At 34.7% G+C, this 18,725-nt stretch carries 17 protein-coding genes; all 17 read right to left on the reverse strand.

What is annotated here, in order from left to right:
* Positions 1–8: 8 nt before the first annotated feature.
* Positions 9–935, reverse strand: a complete 927-nt coding sequence (locus tag MTQ00_RS06450; RefSeq protein WP_273648182.1) for a mevalonate kinase family protein — start codon at positions 933–935, stop codon at positions 9–11.
* Positions 936–1,112: 177 nt separating this feature from the next.
* Positions 1,113–3,278 carry a T9SS type A sorting domain-containing protein gene (locus tag MTQ00_RS06455; protein ID WP_273648183.1) on the reverse strand — a complete coding sequence of 722 codons (2,166 nt, stop codon included), beginning with the start codon at positions 3,276–3,278 and terminating at the stop codon, positions 1,113–1,115.
* A 180-nt stretch (positions 3,279–3,458) separates the two neighbouring features.
* Positions 3,459–4,949, reverse strand: coding sequence for an MFS transporter (locus tag MTQ00_RS06460; RefSeq protein ID WP_273648184.1), 1,491 nt, complete (start codon positions 4,947–4,949; stop codon positions 3,459–3,461).
* A 199-nt stretch (positions 4,950–5,148) separates the two neighbouring features.
* On the reverse strand, positions 5,149–6,327 hold the full coding sequence (locus MTQ00_RS06465) for an acetyl-CoA C-acyltransferase (RefSeq protein ID WP_273648185.1): 1,179 nt from the start codon (positions 6,325–6,327) through the stop codon (positions 5,149–5,151).
* 63 nt (positions 6,328–6,390) lie between these two features.
* Positions 6,391–6,810: a hypothetical protein gene (locus MTQ00_RS06470; RefSeq protein WP_273648186.1), complete on the reverse strand. Its 420-nt coding sequence runs from the start codon at positions 6,808–6,810 to the stop codon at positions 6,391–6,393.
* Positions 6,807–7,193: a hypothetical protein gene (locus MTQ00_RS06475; protein WP_273648187.1), complete on the reverse strand. Its 387-nt coding sequence runs from the start codon at positions 7,191–7,193 to the stop codon at positions 6,807–6,809. The genes MTQ00_RS06470 and MTQ00_RS06475 overlap by 4 nt, the downstream gene beginning before the upstream one ends.
* A gap of 76 nt (positions 7,194–7,269) precedes the next feature.
* Positions 7,270–8,337 carry a hypothetical protein gene (locus tag MTQ00_RS06480; RefSeq protein ID WP_273648188.1) on the reverse strand — a complete coding sequence of 356 codons (1,068 nt, stop codon included), beginning with the start codon at positions 8,335–8,337 and terminating at the stop codon, positions 7,270–7,272.
* 82 nt (positions 8,338–8,419) lie between these two features.
* Positions 8,420–9,172, reverse strand: coding sequence for a hypothetical protein (locus MTQ00_RS06485; protein WP_273648189.1), 753 nt, complete (start codon positions 9,170–9,172; stop codon positions 8,420–8,422).
* The gene (locus tag MTQ00_RS06490) at positions 9,150–9,692 is read right to left on the reverse strand and encodes an RNA polymerase sigma factor (protein ID WP_172278460.1); all 543 of its coding nucleotides are present in this window, start codon (positions 9,690–9,692) and stop codon (positions 9,150–9,152) included. The genes MTQ00_RS06485 and MTQ00_RS06490 overlap by 23 nt, the downstream gene beginning before the upstream one ends.
* A gap of 154 nt (positions 9,693–9,846) precedes the next feature.
* Complete coding sequence (locus tag MTQ00_RS06495) at positions 9,847–11,229, reverse strand: nucleoside permease (RefSeq protein WP_273648190.1); 1,383 nt, start codon at positions 11,227–11,229, stop codon at positions 9,847–9,849.
* Between the two features lie 21 nt (positions 11,230–11,250).
* A complete protein-coding gene (locus tag MTQ00_RS06500; protein WP_172278464.1) occupies positions 11,251–11,850 on the reverse strand; it encodes a bifunctional nuclease family protein in 600 nt (199 codons plus the stop codon).
* Positions 11,851–11,957: 107 nt separating this feature from the next.
* Complete coding sequence (locus tag MTQ00_RS06505) at positions 11,958–12,905, reverse strand: electron transfer flavoprotein subunit alpha/FixB family protein (protein WP_172278466.1); 948 nt, start codon at positions 12,903–12,905, stop codon at positions 11,958–11,960.
* A 43-nt stretch (positions 12,906–12,948) separates the two neighbouring features.
* Positions 12,949–13,695 (reverse strand): electron transfer flavoprotein subunit beta/FixA family protein, encoded by a 747-nt coding sequence (locus MTQ00_RS06510; protein WP_065394252.1) that lies wholly within the window; start codon positions 13,693–13,695, stop codon positions 12,949–12,951.
* Between the two features lie 148 nt (positions 13,696–13,843).
* Positions 13,844–14,551, reverse strand: coding sequence for an SDR family oxidoreductase (locus MTQ00_RS06515; RefSeq protein ID WP_273648191.1), 708 nt, complete (start codon positions 14,549–14,551; stop codon positions 13,844–13,846).
* A gap of 79 nt (positions 14,552–14,630) precedes the next feature.
* On the reverse strand, positions 14,631–15,662 hold the full coding sequence (locus tag MTQ00_RS06520; protein ID WP_273648192.1) for a T9SS type A sorting domain-containing protein: 1,032 nt from the start codon (positions 15,660–15,662) through the stop codon (positions 14,631–14,633).
* Between the two features lie 389 nt (positions 15,663–16,051).
* The gene (locus tag MTQ00_RS06525) at positions 16,052–16,924 is read right to left on the reverse strand and encodes a T9SS type A sorting domain-containing protein (protein ID WP_273648193.1); all 873 of its coding nucleotides are present in this window, start codon (positions 16,922–16,924) and stop codon (positions 16,052–16,054) included.
* 307 nt (positions 16,925–17,231) lie between these two features.
* On the reverse strand, positions 17,232–18,611 hold the full coding sequence (locus MTQ00_RS06530; RefSeq protein ID WP_273648194.1) for a dipeptidase: 1,380 nt from the start codon (positions 18,609–18,611) through the stop codon (positions 17,232–17,234).
* Positions 18,612–18,725: the final 114 nt, after the last annotated feature.

Here is an 18,725-nt window from a genome sequence, read left to right on the forward strand (position 1 = left end):
CAATCTGTTTAAAATCTGTAAATAACCTCTTTGTTAAAACCATCAAGCATTTTTTCCGCCTTTTCATAGTCTTTGGTAAATCCAAGTATATATCCTCCGCCACCGCTTCCGCATAGCTTAAGATAATAGGCATTGGAATCCAGACCTTTCTTCCATATGTTGAAAATACTTTCCGGAATCATTGGTCGAAAATGTTCATAAGCCCAGTGTGAAAGTTTTTTCAAGTTTCTAAAGAAAGGATTCATATCCTTTTTCAGAAAAGCCTCGATACAGGCATTATTATAACGGATAAACTCCTCTTTTAATGTTTTACGGAAACCTTCTGTCTTCATTTTTTCAAAGAAAATCTGAATCATCGGGCCGGTTTCTCCGGTCATTCCGGAATCTATAAGGAAGATTGCTCCTTTTCCTTCTTCCCCTTCAGGAATAGCAACCCTATCGAGATTTTCTTTGTTTTCGATAAGGATGGGAAGATTCATATAACAGATTAAAGGATCCATTCCTGAGCTTTTGCCGTGAAAATAGCTTTCCATTTCTCCAAAAACAGCTTTCAGTTTTTTAAGATTTTCTTTGGAAATATTCTCCGGGTTAAGCTTATTCATAGAATAACGTTCAAAAATAGCAGCTACTAAAGCCCCTGAACTTCCTACCCCATATCCCTGAGGAATATTAGAATCAAAGAAAAGTCCATTTGAAATATCTTTTTTAAAACTTTCTATATTAAGTTGGAAGTCATCAGAAAGATTAAGATCCGCAAGAAAATCAGAATATTTCTGCAGATGCTGATTTGATTTCAATTCAAATTCAGAATTCAGATCAGAGAATTTTAAAGCTCCTTTATAGAAACTATAAGGTACCACAAGCCCCTGGGAATCTTCTATCATCCCATATTCTCCAAACAGAATTATTTTTGCGTAAAATAGAGGGTTCGTCATCTTGACAATAAATCTTTTTGCAAATTTAAGATTATTCTGCTGAATATAATCAAAATCCGGGCCGAATTACAATATTTTTTGAACAATAATGGATTTGTAACCATAAGCCTTATTCATACTTCCAACCTGATCAACCCAATAAAAAAGCCTGATTTGATCAGGCTTTTTTATTGGGTATTATTGTTTTATTAATTTCTTTATTACCGTCTGTTTTTCCGTTTCTACAGAAACTACATAATTTCCTGTTTGTATTGATGAAATATTAACTTCTGATTTATTTCCCTTTAATGAATCGGATGACAATACTAACCTTCCTGCTTCATCGTACATTTTATAGGATCTGAGGTTTTCCTTGGCTGAAATGACAATCATATTCTTTGCTGGGTTAGGATAAATATTCACGGTATTGTCTTTTGTACTTACATCTTCAATACCTAGAACAGCACATGAAAAACCTGCTTTCCAACCACTTCCTGTTTCAGCAGGATCCGATACAAACCTTACAGTAATAGCACCTGTAGCATGAGTAGAAGTAAATACTCCCGGCAATGTATTCCCAGTTAAAGTCCCATTAGCAAACAAAGGTGAAGTCGTTGAAGGACCATTATAAATATACATATAATCATAGTCTTCTTCCAGTTCAAGTTCTGTAAAAGTCATGCTGAGTGCCGAACCGGAACTCGGATAAAAAGTTTTTACAATAGTTTCATTATTACCATAAGCACCATTCACCCCTCCTGTATCCGTAAATAATATACCTCCACACCAATTGGCATCTGTTAGAAATAACTGGGATCTTTGAAAAGCATTTGATCCCGAACAACCCGATCCTACAAAAAGTCTGTAGTAAGTGGCCGGTTGAAGGTTCGCTAAATTAATATTTTGAGTGGTTGTATTTCCTGATGTTACAACTGTCCCGTCCATTGTTGTCAATTTATACTTCCATGAAGTAGAAGTTCCATCCGTAATAGTAGCATTTGCTGTATTTGTAGTAACATTAGAAATATTCATAGCCGTAATGCTAAGCGCACAAGGTGTTGTACAGTTGGTTCCCAGACAAGGTTTGGAGTCGACGGTATTCCTGATTAGTGCTGCAGGCTGAGGACCAAATCCATTACTAAAACTTATTCCCACCCCTGAAACCAGGTGACAATAACTCATGATCGTACCCTTTACCGTGGTGGCCGGAATCGGGCCTGTGCAGCCTTCACTATACCCAGCTTGTGCACCACATCCGTCTATTGCTGTTCCATTACCATTCCATGCACAAGCATGGGTATGGGGAGAACCTAAACTATGTCCCATTTCATGAGTCATTGCTTGGATAGTCCATGAATAAACAGGAACATTGGAATAGGTCTGAGAGATGCCCGAATATGCATATTTGTTTCCCGTGCAAAGTGAATTGAGATAGGCAATACTCGTTGTAGCCGGAGCATTTACTAAATGAGCAAGATCTCCATTAAAAGTAGGCCTGTTTGTTCTGAAGCTGCTAAGATTAGCACCAGGAGTTCCTGTATAAGGATCCGCAGTAGTCCAGATAAAAATTTCATTAAGGGCTACTTTTATATCATCATTATTATAAAGTGTTGCGATATTGTTATGAACAGCCGTAAGCCAATTCGTTACCGTTGTTGTATTGGAGCCGTTATTTTGATAAGGAGCAAAACAAACTTCATAATAAATCCGGACACAGTTTTCAGTAACAGCTTTATTAACAGTAGCAGGATCAAATGATGTCTTTTGAACCTGATTTTCTTTTAACTCGTCTACTCCACAAACAAAAGGATTCGTGTCTGTAAGTTTTGACTCAGAATAGCTTACAAAATCTTCCGAATTCTTTATTTTTCCGACAATAACATTTCCTAATTCAGAGGATGAAGCTACTCCAACTACATCATCTTCAAAGAAGCTAAAAGCAACGATCGAAGAATTATCTCCCTTAATGATACCTCTGTAATACGCTCCAGGGTTATATGGCACAATTTCCCCTGTATTGGTGGTTACTTTAAAGTTATCTGTAAAAATCTGATGCTTGTAAAGCTCTACGGTAAGCTTTTTATCTCCTTCGAAAGGAAATGAAATTTCAATAGATTCAGGCTTGTCTCTGACCAACTTTTTTAGATTTACAGAATGGATAGTCATTGCAGTAATATCTGTGGCTGCCCTTTTATATTCCTCCATTTTAGGTGAAGTTCTATTAATATTGAAAAGATCATATTTCTCAAAGTGTTTACCTTGTTTATGATATTCTGATATTTTCTGCGAGACAGGCCTTAAATTCTGAGCAAAATTTAAGACAAAGCATAACGAAATGCTAAAAAGTAGAATTTTCTTTATCATTATTAATTTTTATACAAATAAACAAAAAAATCTACACCTAGTGATTAATCGTCATGAAAATTATTAAAATGATAAGTACAATATAACAAAAAGGCTAATTAATTAACAATATGCTTCTATCATTTTTTAGACCTTTTTAATAAAAAAGACGCTTATAAGCGTCTTTTTTATTTATGTCGTCTACAATGTATCACGATCTTTCAGCATTTTGACCTTCAGGAACCTAATCAGTATAAGGCCAACCCCAAAGAATAAAGTCATTGAAAGGGCAGCAATACGCATATTATTAAAATGCTCAATCAATGTTGCGAAAATAAATGTTCCGATAATAATGGCTATTTTTTCCAATACATCATAAAAACTAAAATAGGTTGTATTTTCCATTGAATCTTCAGGTAACAGTTTTGAATATGTTGATCTGGACATGGCCTGAAGCCCGCCCATCACTAAACCTACAACTGCTGCAACTCCATAAAATTGATATTCAACATTTGGATTTTCTTTATTTAAGAAATAGGCCCATAGACAGGCTACAATCCATAACACAATAGCGATAGAAATTACATTTTTATTTCCTATTCTCTTTGATAATCTGGAGAAAATTATAGCTCCTATAATTGCCTCGATCTGGATTACCAGAAGAGTCCCTATAAGCTTATCCTGTGCGAGATTAATTTCACTTTTACCAAATAGCGTAGCCATGAGGAAAATGGTTTGCATTCCCACACTATAAAAAAAGAAACTCGAAAGGAAAAATTTCAGATTTTTATCTTTAAAAAGCTCATTTCCTACCTTAAAAAGTTCATGAAAGCTTTCTTTGGCAATATCTTTATAAAAGCTCATATTATCTTTAAGTACCTCAAAAAAACCTCCTTGTTCTGCGTGCTTTTTGAATATATTCTTATAATTTAATAAAACCAGATCCTTTGGCAGGTTATCTTTTACATTTCCAAATTGTGGCAAATGTTTAAAAGTATACTGGGAAAAACCAAACCACCATGCTCCCGTTAATAAGAAACTTATTCTTGTAAATAAAAGTTGTTGGGCAGCACCTTTAGCGAAAACCTGAATCAGAACTAAACAAATAACAACTAAAACTACAGAACCAATATAACCGTAGACATAACCTTTTGCTGAAAGAGCATCCTGCTTATCCGGAGTTGCGATATCGGGTAAAAATGAGTTATAGAATACCAGACTTCCCCAAAATCCTACACTTGCTGTAATACTGAAAAGTAATCCTAAAAATACATTATGCATTCCTGTAAACATAGCCAATCCCATACATGAAGTAGCTCCAAGATAACAGAAGAATTGCAAAAATGATTTTTTATTTCCGATCGTATCTGCCAAAGAAGATAAAAATGGAGATAATAATACTACGATAAAGAACGATATGGTAAGTGAATATCCATACACTGCATCAGGTTGATATTCTTTTCCAAAAATCTTTATTAAATGCCTTACAGGAACATCAATCCATTGTTTTGTCTCAGTTACATACTCCTTTTTTTCATATGCGGTAGTAAGAATAGAATAATAAATAGGAAAGATGGTAGAGGTAATAACCAAAGAGTAAACAGAATTGGCCCAGTCGTACACTGCCCAAGCCTTCATTATCTTTGGATTATTCTTAATATTTTTTGGTCGTTGATTCTCTGTTTCGGACATTTCAAATATATTAGATGCACAAAAATAGAAAAACCGCTGAATATTCAGCAGTTTTTTTTATTAATTAGAATATCCTGATATATTATCAATTCTTTAAATACTATTGATATGTAGAGGTCTTGAATTATAATTACAGGTTTTAAAACAAAAATTGGAGCCTTTAAAGCTCCAATTCAAATATTTAAAAAGAATTTGAATACTAGATATTTTCAATAACAATAGCTGAAGCACCTCCACCACCATTACAGATAGCAGCAGCCCCATATTTAGCATTGTTTTGTTTTAAAACATTAATCAGAGTAACAATAATCCTTGAACCAGAGCTTCCCAGTGGATGTCCTAAAGCGACAGCCCCTCCATTTACATTTACTTTGGCGGAATCTAATCCTAAGATCTTATTATTAGCCAAACCAACGACTGAAAATGCTTCATTAAATTCAAAGAAATCGATATCTGTAAGTTCTAACCCCGCTTTTTTAAGCGCAATAGGTAAAGCTTTAGCAGGTGCTGTTGTAAAGTTTTCAGGCTCCTGAGCTGCATCAGCGTAAGAAACGATCTTCGCTAAAGGCTTAAGTCCTAATTCTTCCATTTTTTCTTTAGACACAAGAATCAAAGCTGAAGCACCGTCATTTAAAGTTGAGGCATTAGCTGCAGTTACAGTTCCTGCTTCTTTTTTAAATACTGTTGGAAGTGTTGGCAATCTGTCAAAATTAACAGCTTTATACTCTTCATCTTCAGCAAAAATTACAGGTTCTCCTTTTCTTTGAGGAATCTCAACAGATACAACCTCATCATTGAATTTACCTTCACTCCATGCTTTAGCTGATCTTTTATAAGATTCGATAGCAAACTGGTCTTGCTCCTCTCTTGAGATAGAATAATCTGTTGCGCATTTTTCTGCGCAAACACCCATGTGAACTTTATTGTAAACATCTGTCAGACCGTCTAAAACCATTCCATCCTGCATTTTAACATCGCCTAACTTGGTTGCTATTCTTGCGTTATAATAATGAGGTACTGAAGACATATTTTCCATTCCTCCGGCAACGATTATATCTACATCACCTGCTTTAATAGCTTGTGCCGCCATTGTTACGGCTTTCATTCCTGAAGCACAAACTTTATTTACTGTTGTGGACGGAGTTTCGATAGAAAGTCCTGCTCCTAATGCCACCTGACGGGCAGGTGCCTGCCCTTCTCCTGCCTGTAATACGTTCCCCATGTAAATTTCCTGAACCAATTTCGGATCAAGACCAATTTTGTCTAATGCTCCTTTTACGGCAACAGTTCCCAGCTTTGTAGCAGGAACAGTTGATAAACTTCCCATAAAACTCCCCATTGGTGTTCTTACTGCGGAAACGATGAATACTTCTTTCATGTGTATGATTTATTTTTTTTATTGATATATGTAACCTTACGGCTTCATTTTATTTGATAGTAATTAGTTCATATCTTCGACTTTACTAATTATAAATTCTGTCGTTTTATTATTATATTCTGAAGTAATTTTAATAAAATTACGATCAGTTTCTAAAACCCTGTTTACCAACACTTCTCCCAACTTCATTGGATAACTTTCTTCAGATTTGGCTATCAGCGTAACTTTATAATTACAATCATCTACGAAATCTAATCGTGATTTTATATAGTCTTTACCTTTGTTATAATATTCTGTTTGAATATTGTCTTGTACAGTCATTACCCATTCATCAATAGGCATATCCACACGTAAGAATTTTCCTGTTTTTATATTCTGACATTTTGCAGGTTGATCTGAGGTCAGAAAAATATTTTGCTGGGCTCTTACCTGTGAAAGACTTAAGATAAAAAGCAAAATGAATAAAATGTTGAGATGTTTCATATTTTTGTTGTGTTTTTTTTAATTAATAATAAAAAAGCTCCTAAAAACTCTATAATCCATCCCCATTTGAGCTTAACCACACCCGCAAATGTCTCTCTCCATGATGAAAAAGGAAGAAAACTGAAATAATTCAAAGATTGCATTTTAATGGCAACCAGGGTAAATATAAACAAAAGGATAAGTAAAAAGCCTAGAATTTGCCCCATCTTAAAACGATTATTGACCACTCCAAAGAGAGCACAAACACCCAAAATCCAGCAAATTATTGCCAGTGAGTGATCCAACTTCCAGTAATTCCAGTTTCCAATAACAGGAACATGAACCAGCGGTAAAAAGCTTCCTGCGATTACTAATAATGATCCTATTAACTGAATATTTTTCATAATTCTTAAAATGCCAAAATACAAAAAAAAACACACTTATAAAAGCGTGTTCAATATCATGATATCCTATTAAAAATCAAAACATTAAATTGAAAATTTCTAAACCTATTTGTATTCCGTTTTTGTTTTTCATCAGGGCATCATCATTAAAAATAGGAGTAAGATCTTTTTTCACATATAAACTAATCCCACGATAGCCTATACTCAATTTTGTTCCAAAAAGGAAAGGATTCATCCCATCTTCTATCCTCTGTTTAAAAATATTCCTGTTTGACTCTTCATTGGAGTATCTGTATTTTATTTTACTTCCGATTTTTACGCCTCCATATACACCAAGACCTATCCTCAACTGTGGCTGACTGTTATCCAGAAATTTCTCACCACCATAATTTACGTACTTAGGATTTAATACAAACTGCACTTCAAGAGGAATTTCAATATATTCTGCTTTTAATTGTGAAGATTTCAGATTACCCATCGTAAAAGGTCTTTGAAAGAGTTTTCCATCAGCTTGTGCAAAAACCATTGGTTTCTTCACATTATAGATATCCGATCTCAGCCCAACTCCAAAATTCAGCAATACGGGGCTGGCATTACTTCCTGCCTGCACTTCAAATCTAAACTGATAAGAAAGAGACCCTGACTTTCCTGAACGAAGTTCTTCAGAATTGTTAGAAAAATTAAACGGAGCAGACTTATCTGTAAGATTTAAAAAGCCTCCACCAATAAGAACACCTGCATGATTTAAAAGACGTTTCATATCTGTTTTTTTCTCATCAATACTTTTACCCAGAACAGATTTTCTTACTTTCTCTTTTGTTATATCCTCAAAGCTTTCTTTTTCAGCATCAACCTTTTCATTAATACTATTTTCATACTTCACCGCAATTTCACCATTCATTTTTTTCTTATCATCAGCAGAAATCTTTCCATCCTTAAAGTCTTTATCAACAGCATCAAGCTCTCCATTCATTTTTGTCTTTTCTGAAGTAATAATGCTGTCGATTTTTGCAGTATAATTATTAATTTTTTCTTTCAAAGTTTCCCGGGAACGGGAATCGTAATAATTCCCTGATTTTTCCTGTGAAAAAGCCATTACAGAAGCAGTCATCATGATGGCAGAAATTAGAGCTTTATTTTTCATTTTTCTTATTTTTATTAATTATTCCAGCTGTCCAGCTGCATTTGAGTTGGATGATATATTGTGATTATAAGTCGAAATTGTTTTAATCTGTTTTGGTATGGACAGTGACTCCTAATGTTACAGCCGCTTTTGAAAGGTGCGGTTTTAGTTTATCCAATTCAATTCTTATGTACGGTCCTTTTTCCAGGTTTCCTTGTATTTTATCATATTCTCTTCCAACAAGTAAGTCTGAAGCCTCTATATATTTTGCAGTTTTTTTCTCAGTTTTTTGATTAACCGTACCTAATTTATTTTCAGATATCTTTTCTTCCTCGGGAATTACAAGATCAACAGGCTTTATTTGAACGCCAGATGCTATAGGATGAAGATCGTGATCTGCTTCATAATTTGACACTTTAATATCCTTTGTAATAGCCCTATTATGATCACGATTGGATGTGATACTATCTACTCTTTCCTTCTCTTTACCATTTGTTGCAATACTACGATCAACAATATCCGAAGATATAGCAGAATGATCCAGATGCTCATTCCGGAATGCTAACTCTGGTTTATTATCTAAAGTCTCAGTTTTCTCGTTTGACTTGTCATGGGCAATTATATGTGCAGTTTTTGTCCTGTCTATATTAAAATAAACAAGAATTCCTGAAGATAATAAGAACAGAATAATTGCTGCATATTTCCACCACTTATAAGGCGATGAAACAGGTAGATTTTCAACTGAAATATCTGCTTCATCCAAACCTGCTTCTATTTTGTTCCAAAGATCATGAGATGGCTTTATCTCCATTTCTTCATATCCGGATTTTAATTTATTCAGCATTTTGTTTTTCATTTTCTTTAGTTTTAAAAAATTCAACCAGCCACCTTTTAGCTTTGTTTAACTGACTCTTACTTGTCCCTTCGGAGATATTAAGGATCTCAGCTATTTCCTGGTGCTTTTTCTCTTCAAAAACATATAAATTAAAAATAATCCTATACCCTGGTGGCATTTTAGAAAATATTTCTTCAAGATTAATTTCTTCCAATCCTTCTTCAAAATCGTCATCAGAAAAATCATCGGCGATTTCTACATCTGCATATAAAATGTTTTTTGTTTTCCTTATAAAATTTATTGAGTCATTGATTATGATCTTTCTCAGCCAAAATGGAAAACTCTTATAATCTCTGCATTCATTCAATTTAGTAAAGCACTTTAGGAATGCATTTAATAGAATATCTTCAGCATCATGGATATTATTGGTATAAGAATTCGCAACAGCCAACATTTTACTTGAAAAAGCATCATAAAGAGCTTTTTGAGCCCTCCGATCCTGTTTTTTAGCAAGTGTAAAGTTTTCTTCTAAATTCTTCATGTTTTAGTTTCTATCTTAAAGACGTGGAAAAATACAAAAGGTTGCCTGAAAAAATAAAAAAATGCACTTTATTTCTAAAGTGCATTGTATTGTATTGTATTGTATTGTATTGTATTGTATTGTATTGTATTGATAATAAGCTTAATATTTTTTTTTAATGATTGATATGGGCTACTTCTTTAGGATCGTGTTTGTGTTTAAATAAAAGAGCAAAAAGAATAGCCAAAACTAATGCATACGCAGCAAAAGATAACCAGATATTCTGCCAGTCTTTTACCATCACAATAGAGGACAAAGTTCCATCGGAATTAACAGCTGCATTAAAAGAATTTTTCAGAATTTCTAAAAATGTCCGATTATCGGGAGTTGTTTCCAGATAAGCAGATAAATCACTTACATTAGTAAATTCACGTGTAAAGAATTTATCAATCGCCCAACCTGCCATATAACTTCCAAAAACAGCTCCAAAACCATTCGTCATCATCATAAATAAACCCTGTGCAGAAGAACGGATCTTTTTATCGGTTGTGGTCTCTACGAAAAGGGAACCTGAAATATTGAAGAAATCGAATGCCATTCCATAAACAATGCAGGAAAGAATAATCAGTGCAAGCCCATATCCTTCAGGAATTCCATATGCGAAAAAGCCAAACCTTAAAACCCAGGCAAGCATTGACATCAACATTACTTTCTTTATACCGAATTTCTTTAAAAAGAAAGGAATTGCAAGGATAAACAGTGTTTCCGAAACCTGTGAAATCGACATAATAATTGTTGATCTCTGCACCACAAAAGAATCTGCATATTTAGGAAAATGAGCAAATTCACTCAAAAATACATCACCATACGCATTGGTAAGCTGTAAGGCAGCCCCTAAAAGCATGGAAAATAAAAAGAATAATGCTGTTTTATAATTAGCAAAAAGTTTAAAGGCATTCAGTCCTAATTGCTCTGATAACGGAGCATTTTTATCAATCAGTTTTTGAGGTGGGCATTTAGGTAAAGTTAATGCATAAATTCCTAATAAAATTGCAACAACGCCTCCGATATAAAATTGTCCTTCGGTTGCTTTGTTTCCTGTAAGATTTGTTATCCACATGGCTACAATAAATCCTATTGTCCCCCAAACCCGTATAGGTGGAAAGTCTTTTACAACATCCAGATTACTATTTTTCAGTATTGTATATGAAATAGAGTTGGCAAGAGCAATAGTAGGCATGTAGAAACACATAGCAGCCAGCATGACATAAAAGAATGAATTAGGGTCGCCTGTATGTGGCAAGATAAATAAGACAATTCCGTAAAGAATCTGTAAAACCGAAAAAATCCGCTCTGCATTTACCCAACGGTCTGCTATAATTCCGGTTATGGTAGGCATAAAGATAGAAGCTATCCCCATTGTTCCGAAAACAGCTCCAAACTGAGTTCCATCCCAATGTTTTGTACCGAACCAAAAATTAGCCATCGTAATCAGCCATGCACCCCAAACAAAAAACTGCAGAAAGCTGAGGATGGTAAGTCGTAATTTTAAATTCATAGTTTAATTGTAAGTATCTCTTTAGTCAATTTTCTTTTTCCTCCTTTTGATTTCTTCCTGAATCTCCAAAGCGGTGTCAAAGTCTTCTTCCTTTACAGCATCTTCCAATAATTTCTGTAATTCCTCCATAGAGAGAGATCTTAAATTATCTTCTGTCTGAACTGTTTCAGAAAATGACTGTTCCTCCTTGGAAACATCTTCCAATTCCAAAAGAATTCCTGCTTCATTTAAGACTTGTTGAGTGGTAAAAATAGGCGCGTCAAAGCGTACTGCCATAGCAACAGCGTCAGAAGTTCTGGCATCTAAAATCAGTTCTTCTTCCGTTATTTTATTTTTGAAGTTTATGTTGGAAAAGAAAACTCCATCTACAATTTGATAAATAATCACGGACACCAATTCATAATTTGCCGAAACTATAAATTTTGTAAATAAATCATGGGTAAGAGGACGTGGTGGATGAATATCTTTCTCCAGACCAAGAGAAATGGATTGTGCCTCGAAATTTCCTATAACAACAGGTAACTTTATGTGTGTTTCTTCATGTTCCAATAACAAAGCGTACGCCCCTGATTGGGTCTGGCTGTACGATATTCCTCGAATAATTAGCTGTTTATAATCCATAGCTACAAAGATAAAGTAATTTTTGAATGTAAGTTTTACTTTTTGGACAAAAATAAAAGCTCGGAAAAACCCGAACTTTCATTTTTTATATAGTATAAAACTAAATTTTATCCTTTGATTGCTTTAATTTTTTCAGTTAATGCCGGAATAATCTGGAATGCATCACCAACTACCCCATAATCTGCTGATTTGAAGAAAGGAGCTTCCGGATCACTGTTGATCACAACAATTGTTTTAGAAGAGTTTACTCCTGCTAAATGCTGGATAGCACCGGAAATACCTACTGCAATATAAAGGTTAGGAGAAATTGCTTTACCTGTTTGCCCTACGTGCTCAGTATGAGGTCTCCAACCAATATCGGAAACAGGCTTGGAACAAGCTGTAGCCGCGCCCAAAACATTGGCAAGGTCTTCAATCATTCCCCAGTTTTCAGGACCTTTTAAACCTCTTCCCGCTGAAACTACAATTTCAGCTTCTTTAAGATCCAACTTCCCTGAGCTTTGTTCATGAGAAACCACCTTAGTATCTTCATTAGCCACTGATAAGTTTTTCACCTCTTCAGAACCTGACACCGGATTCTCTTTAATTCCGAAAGCATTTTGAGAAACAGTAATAATTACTCCTGTACCCTCAGCTTTAGCATGCATAAATCCTTTTCCTGAGAAAGCTCTTCTCTTCACCTGGAACGGAGAAATACTTTCAGGAGCTGCCAATACATTGGTAATTAAAGAAAAATTCTTCATTACAGCCAACATCGGAGCTACGGAAGAAGCATCGGTAGTATGAGGAAAAACAATTATGTTTCCATTCGCCACCTCACTCACTGCCTGAGCAAATGCTTTTGCTGAAAAGTTTTTAAGACCTTCGTCTTTAATATTGATGACATTAGATGCTCCATATTTATATAATAAATCTGAAGAATCTGTAGGGTTTACAGAAATTGCTGTAACGGTATCTCCCGCCTGATCAGCAATAGCTTTAGCATACGAAACTGCTTCAAAAGCTGCTTTTTTGTAAACTCCGTTTATATTTTCTGCGTATACGAATACTGCCATTTTTTTTGAATTAAAAGATTAAAAAATTTAATAATTAAAAGATTTAGATCACTTTAGCTTCTTCGTGAAGTAATCTTACCAGCTCATCCAGATTGTCCGGAGAAACCATTTTCACAGCAGCTCTTGGAGGAACACTATCATAAGAAACTCCCTGAACTTTCACTTCAGAAGAAGTAGGCTCAACAACCTGCAAAGGTTTTGTTCTTGCAGACATAATCCCTCTCATATTAGGAATAATTAGATCTTTTTCGTCCACCAAACCTTTCTGTCCGGCAATCACAGCAGGAAGTTTTACAGAAATCGTTTCTTTACCTCCTTCAATCTCTCTTACTGCAGTAGCTTCGCTTCCATTAACATCCAAACCAACAGATGCATTCACAAACGGCTGATTTAGCAACTGTGCTACCATTCCGGGAACAGAACCTCCATTATAATCAATAGACTCTTTTCCACAAAGGATAAGATCGTAACCTCCATTTTGAGCAACAGCAGCAATTTCTTTAGCTGTTGAATAACTATCTTTTGGATCAAGATTTACTCTAACTGCATCATTTGCACCAATTGCCAATGCCTTTCTGATAACCGGTTCCGTTGCAGCATCTCCTACATTAATAACCGTCACTGTAGCTCCTTGGGACTCCTGAAGTTTAACTGCCTTTGTCAACGCAAATTCATCTAATGGATTGATTACCCACTGAATTCCGTTTTTGTCGAAAGCAGACTTATCTGCTGTAAAGTTAATTTTGGAAGTAGTATCCGGAACACTACTAATACAAACTAATATTTTCATGTGTACTATTTTATTTTTCTCTTTATTGCATAAAAGCCTGGTGTTGTTATGCAGAGATTTTGTTTGATTAATTTCTGTAAATATAAATAAAAAATATATTATGCATGCATAATACTTATGATTTTATTATTCAATACATTAAATGTATTTATTTTGCCGGTTTAGTCGCCCTGAACTCTATCTTACTAGGTAAAACCCTTGGATTCATTTTTAAAATATCCAACACCAGATTTCCCATATCTTCAGGCTGAATTTTCCATGCATCTTTTTCTGAAACAACATTCCCGTTGAAATTCGTCGCTACAGATCCCGGCATAATGACTGTTGTTTTAATATTATATTTTCTTAGATCTATCATTGCGGCCTGTGTAAAGCCAACAACCCCAAATTTTGAGGCGTTATAACCAGTTCCGTTTTCAAAAAAATTAGCTCCTGCCAGACTTGAAATTGTAATATAATATCCTTCCGTCTTCTTTAACTCCTCAACTGAAGCTTTTAACGTATAAAAAGGGCCGGTTAAGTTCGTTTCTATCATAGTATTCCATTCTTCCACAGTAAGTTCATCTACGGGCTTAAATATCCCTAATCCTGCATTTGCAATTACAAAATCTACTTTTCCAAACTTCTGTACAGTGTATTTTATAGCTTCCTCTTCACTTTCAAGACTTCTCACATCTGAAACAATCCCTAAAACCTGTCCGGAATATGGCTGCAATTCTTTTTCTGCTTTCATTACATCTTCTCTTTTACGTCCTGAAAAGGCAACTGATACTCCGTTTTCCAATAAAATTCTGGCAATTCCAAAACCAATACCTTTGGTCCCACCTGTTATATAGGCTACTTTATTTTTAATCATACTTTTTACTTTAATTTCCCTAAAATAAATAAAACGCTTCAATTGAAGCGCTTTATATGAAATAAGATTTATCAGTAATCTATTTTTTAATGAATTTTTTAGAAAATGTATCTCCTTTGGTTTCAATATTGAGGATATATGTGCCCGGAAGAAGATTCGTTACGTCTACTTTATCACGATCAAGTTTAACACCAATACTTCTTCCAGCTGTATCAAATACTTCAACTTTAGTAATCTGTGACTTTGATTGTACTGTAATAAAATCTGTTGCAGGATTAGGATAAACTGAAATACTATCTTCTTCTACAATTGCGTCTTTTGCCCCTAGCACTGCATTATTTGTAGCGGTTAATGTATAATTGTCAAAAGAAGTGATATGAGCTACCGTATTTCCCGGACCAACTATTGAAGTGAAATCCATTTCATAAGGATCTACACCTGCAGCAGCTGGTAAATATGTTGCAGGTGGAGTACGAACCACACCTCCCGGGCCAGTCCATGTAACCGCTCCCGTAATTTTATTGTATGTGCATTTTAATGTTATCCATGTATTGGCAGGATAAGTATAGGTATTGGGTTCCAAATAAAATAGAATATTCCCGGTTACCCCTGTTGTAGTATTTGTATAATATGCTATTCCTACAACTCTTTGTGTGGCGTATTCATATCCGGCTCCAAGCAATGTTTTATGCGTTGTTTGGTCATAAACCATCACAGTTCCTCTAGCTACACCCCCTGTGATGCTTCCTGTATATAGGTTAAATTCCAATGACAGGATATCATTTCCTGAGGTTCTTGCAGCCCATGCGGCTGGTAATCCATCCTTCCACATATACTTTTGATCTGTTGCATTCGCACTTCCGGTTAGCTGTAAAGATTTGCCATGAGAAGCATCAATATTTACAATTTGTGCGTCTGTATTAGCTCCCCCAGCAAAATCTGTACGAAAGCCACCTTGTCCTGTGGCTGGAACACCCGGGGAACCTGGGGTAACACTTACCCCCACATTTCCTATGACATAGGAATTAAAATTATCACTTTGTAAAGATTGAGCATTGAATGTTTGAAACAAACCAAACAAAAACGCGCTAATTGATAAAACTTTTTTCATAACATACTTTTTTTAGTTAAACATATTATTATAACATTAATTTTTAGTACAAACTTCATTACCAAAGAATGTACTTCTATTGATAAGACAACTAAAATCTAAAAAGGTTGCTTATGAAAAAAATAAACATTTAATATCAATCGCTTAATAAAACAAAGATTCTATATACTCTCAGTAACTCATTGATTGATTTTTTTTATCATTCCTTATCCTAAGCCTAACCAATTTTATGTTACAAAACTATTTTGATACTTAAAGATTACCAATACTTGGAAAAGGGTAATTATTTCTACCTAGTTTTAGGTATTTTTAAGATTAATCAATGAAATATTTTGGCAATAAAAAAACGCTCCGGATTGGAGCGTTTTTTATACTAAAGTTTATTAGCTTTATTCTTTAATGATTTTTTGAACATATACTTTTCCATCACTTGCCTTAACCTTTAAGATATAAGTTCCTTTGGTAAAGCTTGATACGTTTACTTCATTAACATTTTTATTATTAGAAATTGAAGTAATCACTCTTCCATTCATGTCATAAATATCAATTCCTTCAGATTTTAAACTGTTACCAAATCTGAATTTCAAAACATCTTTAACCGGATTTGGGAAGATTTGTAAATCTTTTGAATTAATTACCTCTGTAACACCTAGAGTATTCTGTCCTGTAATAGTCATTACCCATCTTGCAGAAGCAAAACCTGCTAAAGCTCCGGTTCCTGTTGCAATAGGTGTGTCAATACCACAAGTTTCTGAAGATAAATAAGACGGTCCTGTCTGAGCTCCAGGATGAGTTCCTAAATAGAAGGACTGAGGTGGAGTTGCTGTAGATCCATCATGATATATTTCCACAACAAATGTTCCTCCTGCCGGAACCACTTGTGATAGTGTTGCTCCCGTACTAACCATCTGCCCAACATTAGCCGGAGCTACGTTTACATTAGCCGTCCCTAAAAGTGTCGGGGTTCCTGTTGGAAACGTACCTGCCAAAGTATAAAGGTTTACCTCTACAGGGAAAGTAGTATTGGCTGTTTGTACTCCAAATGCAATATTGGTAATATTATAGTTGTAATTAATACCATAGTCTGATAGTTTAAATACTCTATAATAAGAATTATCGGCAGTATAGCCGTTAGCCTGACTTCCACACGCCACAGAACCTGTAGTTGCTACAGTATTAGGAACTGCATTTTGTGTAATAACTTGAGAGTAAGCAGCACTTGCGATTAACGCAACTGCTAAAGATGTAAAAATTTTCTTCATGATATAATTTTTAAATTTAAAATGTAAATATATTTTATTTTTTTGATTTAAAAAATTTTAACAAATAAATCAAATAATCAAGAATAACAAGCTATACAAGCAATTAACAAAACAAAACAATCCACTTAGCAGTGAAAAATATTCATTTTACAAAATAATTTAATTATTAATAAAATAAACCATAAATAACATTTTAATGTAAAAATACCTGAGTCAAAATAAAAAAGATAGGATACCTAGTGGGGTATCCTATCTTTTATTTGTTTACTACAATATGTGCAAGCACCTAACTTCTCATACTGTTCTGTTATTTTGAATAATTTTCAAAAAAGAGCGGAATACTTTCGATTCCTTTATAGAAATTAAACAATCCATAGTGTTCATTAGGCGAGTGAATGGCATCAGAATCCAATCCAAAGCCCATCAATACAGACTTTGCTCCTAATACTTTCTCAAACATTGAGGTAATAGGAATACTTCCTCCTCCTCTGTAAGGTAATACCTCTTTTCCAAATGCCGTTTCCATTGCTTGCTTAGCAGCTGCAAATTCCTTAGTGTCAGTCGGTAAAACATAAGGCATCCCTCCATGATGCGGAGTTACTTTTACCCTTACTGTATCCGGAGCAATTTTTTCGAAATATCTGGTAAATTTTTCAGTGATTTCTTCCGGAGTCTGATAAGGTACCAAACGCATAGAAATTTTTGCAAAAGCCTTTGAAGGAATAACTGTTTTTGCTCCCTCTCCGGTATAGCCACCCCAAATTCCATTACAATCCAATGTTGGGCGGATTGATGTTCTTTCTAAAGTCGTGTATCCTTTTTCTCCTTCTATGTTACCTAATCCGATAGCTCTTTTAAACTCCTCAGGATTATCTTTCAATTTATTCATTTCAGCTCTTTCCTGATCTGAAACAATATCTACATTATCATAAAACCCGTCAATTGTAATATGTCCATCTTCATCGATTAACTTTGCAATCATTCTTGAAAGAACGTGGATTGGATTGGGAACTGCACCTCCATACAATCCGGAGTGCAAATCCCTGTTTGACCCCTCTACTTCTACCTCTACATAACTTAAACCTCTTAAACCTGTTGTAACAGTTGGCTGCTCATTGCTGTAAATATGAGTATCAGAAATCAGAATGCAATCACAAGACAGTTTTTCTTTATTTTCATTAACAAAATCACCAAGACTTACGGATCCTACTTCTTCTTCTCCTTCTAAAATAAACTTAACATTACAAGGAAGAGTATTGGTTTTCATCATCGCTTCAAATGCCTTTAGATGCATAAAAAACTGTCCTTTATCATCCGCAGAACCTCTGGCAAAAATAGCCCCATCCGGGTGAAGCTCTGTCTTTTCTATATAAGGTTCAAAAGGAGGTTTCTTCCATAATTCTAAAGGATCAGCAGGCTGAACATCATAATGACCATATACCAGAACAGTGGGAAGATTTTTATCTAAGATCTTTTCTCCAAAAACAATTGGGTAACCAGCTGTTTGGCATACTTCCACATTATCGGCTCCCGCATTTTTTAGATGTGTTGCACATACTTCTGCACATTTCAATACGTCATCTTTATACGCAGGATCTGCAGAAATAGAAGGAATTCTCAATAACTCAAATAATTCATCCACGAAACGCTGTTTGTTTTCGTTGATGTAATTTAATGTCTCTTGCATTGTAAAAATTTGTTTTGTTAAAATTAAAGAAAATGGTCAGCAGCAGCAAGCAAAAACAAAGAATTTTCCTTTAGCCAATTATTTATTTAGAATCGGCCAAATACTACACACCAA

This window comes from Chryseobacterium sp. B21-037, assembly GCF_028570785.1.
In the GTDB taxonomy this organism is placed as follows: domain Bacteria; phylum Bacteroidota; class Bacteroidia; order Flavobacteriales; family Weeksellaceae; genus Chryseobacterium; species Chryseobacterium proteolyticum.